At 69.0% G+C, this 6,316-nt stretch carries 5 protein-coding genes and 1 pseudogene; 3 read left to right on the top strand and 3 right to left on the bottom strand.

What is annotated here, in order from left to right; all coding sequences use genetic code 11:
* The 3 genes and pseudogenes from WKW80_RS31100 to WKW80_RS31090 form a co-directional block, all read right to left on the bottom strand.
* The coding region (locus WKW80_RS31100; protein WP_340367456.1) for a transposase at positions 1-252 on the bottom strand (252 nt) is incomplete at its 3' end.
* 63 nt (positions 253-315) lie between these two features.
* Positions 316-567: pseudogene (locus WKW80_RS31095) on the bottom strand (tripartite tricarboxylate transporter substrate binding protein); the annotation flags it as partial.
* Between the two features lie 383 nt (positions 568-950).
* On the bottom strand, positions 951-3,296 hold the full coding sequence (locus tag WKW80_RS31090; protein ID WP_340367454.1) for an acyl-CoA dehydrogenase family protein: 2,346 nt from the start codon (positions 3,294-3,296) through the stop codon (positions 951-953).
* A gap of 163 nt (positions 3,297-3,459) precedes the next feature.
* Between WKW80_RS31090 and WKW80_RS31085 the strand changes: the two genes are divergently transcribed.
* Genes WKW80_RS31085 through WKW80_RS31075 form a run of 3 tightly spaced genes read left to right on the top strand, consistent with a single transcriptional unit; the run spans position 3,460 to position 6,315 of the window.
* Positions 3,460-4,242, top strand: coding sequence for a citryl-CoA lyase (locus WKW80_RS31085; RefSeq protein ID WP_340367453.1), 783 nt, complete (start codon positions 3,460-3,462; stop codon positions 4,240-4,242).
* A gap of 19 nt (positions 4,243-4,261) precedes the next feature.
* A complete protein-coding gene (locus WKW80_RS31080) occupies positions 4,262-5,119 on the top strand; it encodes an HTD2 family dehydratase (protein WP_340367452.1) in 858 nt (285 codons plus the stop codon).
* A gap of 35 nt (positions 5,120-5,154) precedes the next feature.
* Positions 5,155-6,315, top strand: coding sequence for an acyl-CoA dehydrogenase family protein (locus WKW80_RS31075; protein WP_340367451.1), 1,161 nt, complete (start codon positions 5,155-5,157; stop codon positions 6,313-6,315).
* The last annotated feature ends 1 nt before the right edge of the window (position 6,316 follow it).

Here is a 6,316-nt window from a genome sequence, read left to right as displayed (position 1 = left end):
GATGTCGCGCTCCATCTTCACGCGCGCCAACTCGGCGCGCAGCCGACTGATCTCCATCTGCTCGGCACTCACCGCCTTGCTGTCAGCCCCGGTGAGCTTGCCTTGGCGCTGGGCCTTGACCCAGTTGAACAGGGTCTGCTCGACCACGCCCAACGTGCGCGCCGCCGCCGCGATGCTCTGGCCACCTTCGACCAGCCGCACGGCCTCCTTCTTGAACTCCAGCGTGTAGCGCGCTCTCGTCGTCTTCGTCATAACCGTTCTCCTTGCTTGCATTGAAACACTCAGCAAGGGATACGTTTTTCGGGGGCAAGGTCACTCCACGATGACCTGCGTGCCCAGCTCGTGGGACAGCGCCGGCGACAGTAGGCGCGCAGCGCCATCGACCGGACCACCGGCCGCATAGCCCACCACCAGCTTGATCAACGAAGGCAGCGGCGCCTGCTGCGCGAATGCCCGCGAAGGCGCAAGCAGCGGCCACAGCGCGCCGCCGGCCAGCAGTGCGAGCGCCTGCCTGCGCGGCTCGGCCGAGATGGGGTCCGGGGACCGGGGATTGCGCGGTTCGTTCATGCTGCCTCCTTGTGTTTGATCAGCTCCGGAAACACCGCGGAACCGGACTTGCCGGATCGCTGGTGCGGCCCCCTGCAAGGGGGTGGGTGAAACGACCCGAAGCGCGCGGCCCCGGGTATCTCAATTCAGTTTTCCACCACGCCATCGCATGACCCGCGACGCATGAACCCAGGACGAGCACCGCGAAGCCTGTTCGTGGGCACCTGCGGAACCGGCTTTGCCGGCCCGCCGGGTGCGCCCCCTCGAGGGGAAGGCGCCGCCGGCGCTTCGGGGGAGGGCTCACCCTGGTCTGTTCGTGGGCACCCGTGGAACCGGCTTTGCCGGGCCGCCAGGTGCGCCCCCTCGAGGGGGAGGCGCCGCAGGCGCTTCGGGGGTGGTCCATCTCACCCGGGGAGGTCTAGCACCTGCCGCGCGAGGATGTTGCGCTGGATCTCGTTGGTGCCGCCGTAGATCATGGCGGAGGTCGATCCGATCAGCGGCGACAGCGCGTTGAAGGCCTGGCCTTCGAAGTCCTGGTCGCCGGCCACCGCGCCCTGCTCCTCGCTGGCCTCGACCAGCAGCGCGCCGATGCGGTGGTAGGTTTCGCTGGCCCAGATCTTCAGCAGCGACACCGACGCGGGCAGCGGCTTGCCGGCTTTCACGATGTTCGCAAAGCCCGTGTATGCGGCCGACAAGTCCGCCACGTCGAGCCGCAGCGCGGTGTAGCGCTGCGCGAACACCGCGTCCGCCAGCAGGCCCCGCGCACGCGCCAGCCGGGCCAGTTGCCCGAGCGCGTACTGCGACTGCTTGGGGCTGCCGAGGAAGATGCGCTCGAAGCCGAGCAGCGCCTTGGCGATGGTCCAGCCGGCATGCAGCTTGCCCACGAGGTTCTCTGCCGGCACGCGCACGTTGTCGAAGAACACCTCGCAGAACTCGGGCTCGCCGGCCAGCGTGTGGATCGGCCGGATGGTGATGCCCGGCGTGCGCAGGTCGCACAGCAGGAAGCTGATGCCTTGCTGCTTCTTCGCTTCCTTGTCGGTGCGCACCAGCATGAAGATGTGGTTGGCGTCCTGGGCGAGCGTGGTCCAGATCTTCTGGCCATTCACGACGAAGTGATCGCCCTGCCCGTCGCGTGCCTGCACGGCCTCGGTGCGCAGCCCCGCGAGGTCGGAGCCCGCGTTGGGTTCCGAATAGCCCTGGCACCACACATGCTCGCCGCTCAGGATGCGCGGCAGAAACTGCTGTTGCTGCGCGGGTGTGCCGTGCTGGATCAGCAGCGGGCCGATCATCACGATCCCCTGGTCCGGCGCACGCGCGACACCGTATTGCTCCAGCTCCTCGATCCACGCGATCATCTTGTCGGCGGGCAAGCCCATGCCGCCGTGCGCCTGCGGCCAGGCCGGCGCGACCCAGCCCTGCGCCGACAGCGTGAGGTACCAGTCGCGCATCTCGCTCCAGCGTGCGCGGTGCGAGAGGTAGCGCAGCCCGGACGGATAGCGCTGCTGCAGGAAGGCGCGCACCATGCGGCGAAACTCGGGCTCGGGCATCGCGCCCCAGTCGGCGACGCGCGGGAACTCGCCGCTCCATTCGACCGCTTCTTCCGTGCGGCCACCCGTCTCGGCCAGCGAAGCGCAGCGGCGCTGGTGCGCCGTCACGTTGCCCAGCCATGCCGACAACCGCAGGATGCGCTTGTAGAACAGGCTCAGGTCGCATTCCTGCGTGTAGCCGATCGCGCCATGCAACTGCACCGATGCGCGCGAAGCCTGCAGCGCCGCGGCCGTGCAGCGCGCGTTGACGCGGCTGGCTTCGGCCTCCAGCCGCTCGACGGAAAGGCCGGCCGATTCGTCGGCGAGCGACAGCACTTCGACCAGCGAGGCCTGCGCCACCTCGAGGTGGATGAACATGTCCACGCAGCGGTGCTGCAGCGCCTGGAAACTGCCGATGGGCTTGCCGAACTGCGTGCGGGTGCGCAGGTAGGCCAGCGTCTGCTGGAGCATCGCCTGGCCCGCACCGAGCAGCTCGGCGGCCTGAAGGATCTGGGCCGATGCGAGCGCACGGCGCAGTGCGTCCTGGGCGCCGGCGCCGCGGGCCAGCAAGGCCGACGAGGGCAGCGCCACCTGTTCGAAGCGAAGCGTGGCGGCCTGGGCGCCATCGACCAGCGGCGTGAGGATTTCCGTCACGCCCGGCGTGCCGCGCGGCACCCACAGCACCACCGTGTCGTCTTCGCAGCGGGCCGACACCAGCCAGCCGCTGGCGATGGTGCCGGGCAGCACCATGAGTTTCTCGCCCTGCAGAAGCAGGCCGTCGTGCGGCTTGGCGCGCAGTTCGCAGCCGCAGCCCAGCGGCTCCGCGCTGAGGTCGCCCGCGCTTTCCTGCCAGGCCAGCGCCGGCAGGCTGCGGCCGGCGACCAGGTCGGCCAGCAGCGCGCGGGCCGCGTCTGAATCGAGGCGTGCGAGCAGCGGCGCGCTCAGGCCGGCGATGGCCAGCAGCGGTTCGGGCGCCACATGCTCGCCGGCCGCGCGCAGGATCTCGGCCGCGCCGGCCAGGTCCAGCGCCAGGCCGCCCGCCGACTCCGGCGCCAGCATGCCGGGCCAGCCCAGTTCCACCAGCTCGGCCCAACGGGCGATCTCGCCGCGCGCATCGGCGCCTTCGGGCTGCTCGATCAGCGCGCGGCAGCGCCGGACGCTGTGGCTGCGGTCGAAATAGTCGAGTGCCGCTTCGCGGATCGCGGCCAGGGATTCGGAGTCCATATTGATGTCTTGCTCGTGTGTGAAGGCGAGCTCCGAGCGTGCCAGAACCCCTCGCCGAGCGGCATTCGCCTTTGCCAAAGGGAGGCTTCGGCAATCACAGACCGGCGCGCGACGCAGGTGGATAGATTCAACGCATCGCCCATTTCCACACATCCCTCCAGCCATGACCAAGATCAAGAAGTACCTGCACACCGACCTCGGGCACAGCACACCCGACAAGATCACCGTTCGCGGGCGCGACCTGCCCTCCGAGATCCTCGGCCACCTCAACCTGGGCGACATGGCCTTCCTCGAGCTCACCGGCCGCATGCCAACGCCGCAGGAATCGGTGACCTTCAATGCCATCGTGGTGACGCTGGTCGAGCACGGCATCACGCCGAGCGCGCTGGTCGCGCGGCTGACCTACGCCGGTGCGCCCGAGGCGCTGCAGGCCGCGGTCGGCGCCGGCCTGTGCGGACTGGGCTCGGTGTTCGTGGGCAGCACCGAGGGCGCGGCCCGCATGCTGTCCGAAGCCATTCCCGCCGGCACCGAGCCGACGCGGCCGCTGGCCGACATGGCGCGCGACATCGTGGCCGACTACCGGGCGCGCAAGCAGATCGTTCCGGGCCTGGGCCATCCGCTGCACAAGCCCATCGATCCGCGCACGCCGCGCCTGTTCGAGATCGCGGCCGAGAACGGCTTCTCGGGCCACTACGTCGCGCTGATCCAGGCGGTGCAGGACGAGGCCGAGCGCGTATCGGGCAAGTCGCTGCCGGTCAATGCCACGGGCGCGATCGGCGCCATCGCCACCGAGCTGGGCCTGCCGTGGCGCATCGTCCGCGGACTCGGCGTGATGGCCCGCGCCATCGGCCTGGTCGGCCACATCCTGGAGGAATCGCAGGACCCGATGGGCATCGAGATCTGGCAGCGCGTCGAGAAGGAAGCCGGCGGCCCGCGCCAGGACTGACCTCAAGCCATACCCCGCCATGACCGAAGCACTCGACCTCGATCACCTGCGCAGCTGGATCGACCGCACGGAAACACGCGACGACCTGCTGTCGCCCTGGACCGCCACCGCGCTGGCCGCCACGCTGCGCAACGACGAGCGCGCATGGCTGGCCGGCGACGCGCTGCCGCCGCTGTGGCACTGGTGCTACTTCCTGCCCACCGCACCGCAGAACCAGCTCGGGCCGGACGGCCATCCGGCCCGCGGCGGCTTCCTGCCGCCGGTGCCACTGCCGCGTCGCATGTGGGCAGCCAGCCGGCTGGAGTTCTTCGCGCCGCTGCAACTCGCCGTGCCCGCGCGCAAGACCTCGCGCGTGATGGACGTGAAGCCCAAGCAGGGCAAGGGCGGTGCGCTGGTCTTCGTGACGGTCGAGCACAAGGTGCATGCCGGCTCGACGCTGCTGCTGCGCGAGGAGCACGACATCGTCTACCGCGAGGCACCCAAGCCCGGTGAATCGGCGCCGCCGCAAAGCCCGCCGGCGGAGCCGGCCTGGACCGTGGAGCATCGCCCCGACGAGCCGCTGCTGTTCCGCTATTCGGCGTTGACGCTGAACAGCCACCGCATCCACTACGACCATCCGTACACGACGCAGGTCGAAGGCTACGCAGGCCTGGTCGTGCACGGTCCGCTGATCGCCACGCTGCTGCTCGAAGCAGCGCAGCAGAACAACCCGGGGCGCGCCGTGCGCGGCTATTCCTTCCGCGCCGTTCGCCCGCTCATGTGCGGCCAGCTGCTGCGCGTGCGGGGCCATGCGGCGCAGGCCGACGGCAGCGTCACGCTCTGGGCCGAGGACGCGCAAGGCGCGCTGCTGATGCAGGCGACCGCGCAACTGGCCTGAGGCCCGAACATTTCCCTCTCCTTTCCGAACCCAACATGAACGCCTCCAGCCAACGCCACCAGGACATCCGCGACGCCGTGCGCGACCTGTGCGCGCAGTTCCCCAACGAATACTTCCGCAAGATCGACGAACAGCGCGCCTATCCGGCCGAATTCGTCGATGCGCTGACCAAGGCCGGCTGGATGGCCGCGCTGATTCCGCATGAGTACGGCGGCTCGGGCCTGGGCCTGACCGAAGCCTCGGTCATCATGGAAGAAATCAATCGCTCGGGTGGCAACTCCGGCGCCTGCCACGGCCAGATGTACAACATGGGCACGCTGCTGCGCCACGGCTCCGAAGAACAGAAGCAGCGCTACCTGCCGCTCATCGCGACCGGCGACCTGCGCCTGCAGTCGATGGGCGTGACCGAGCCGTCGACCGGCACCGACACCACCAAGATCAAGACCACGGCGGTGAAGAAGGGCGACCGCTACGTCATCAACGGCCAGAAGGTCTGGATCTCGCGCATCCAGCATTCGGACCTGATGATCCTGCTGGCCCGCACCACGCCGCTCGCCGAGGTCAAGAAGAAGTCCGAGGGCATGTCGATCTTCATCGTCGACCTGCGCGAAGCCATCGGCAAGGGCCTGACCGTGCAGCCGATCCTGAACATGGTCAACCATGAGACCAACGAGCTGTTCTTCGAGAACCTCGAGATCCCGGCCGAGAACCTGATCGGCGAGGAAGGCCAGGGCTTCAAGTACATCCTCGACGGCCTCAACGCCGAGCGCACGCTGATCGCGGCCGAATGCATCGGCGACGGCTACTGGTTCATCGACAAGGTCACGGCCTACACCAAGGAGCGCGTCGTGTTCGGCCGCCCGATCGGCCAGAACCAGGGCGTGCAGTTCCCGATCGCCGAGGCCTTCATCGAGGTCGAGGCGGCCGACCTGATGCGCTACGAAGCCTGCCGCCGCTTCGACGCGCACGAGCCCTGCGGCGCGCAGGCCAACATGGCGAAATACCTCGCGGCAAAGGCCTCGTGGGAAGCGGCCAACGCCTGCCTGCAGTTCCACGGCGGTTTCGGCTTCGCCTGCGAATACGACGTCGAGCGCAAATTCCGCGAGACGCGCCTGTACCAGGTGGCGCCGATCTCGACCAACCTGATCCTCTCCTACGTGGCCGAGCACATGCTGGGCCTGCCCCGGAGCTTCTGAC

This window comes from Variovorax humicola, from assembly GCF_037889915.1.
GTDB classification, from domain to species: domain Bacteria; phylum Pseudomonadota; class Gammaproteobacteria; order Burkholderiales; family Burkholderiaceae_C; genus Variovorax; species Variovorax humicola.
The sequence above is the reverse complement of the archived record's forward strand: the minus strand, read 5'-3'. Positions and strand labels throughout refer to the sequence as shown.

Bases quoted from the DNA above. Each gene is read 5' to 3' on its own strand.
- WKW80_RS31090 (WP_340367454.1), bottom strand. From the start codon at position 3,296: ATGGACTCCGAATCCCTGGCCGCGATCCGCGAAGCGGCACTCGACTAT.
- WKW80_RS31085 (WP_340367453.1), top strand. From the start codon at position 3,460: ATGACCAAGATCAAGAAGTACCTGCACACCGACCTCGGGCACAGCACA.
- WKW80_RS31080 (WP_340367452.1), top strand. From the start codon at position 4,262: ATGACCGAAGCACTCGACCTCGATCACCTGCGCAGCTGGATCGACCGC.
- WKW80_RS31075 (WP_340367451.1), top strand. From the start codon at position 5,155: ATGAACGCCTCCAGCCAACGCCACCAGGACATCCGCGACGCCGTGCGC.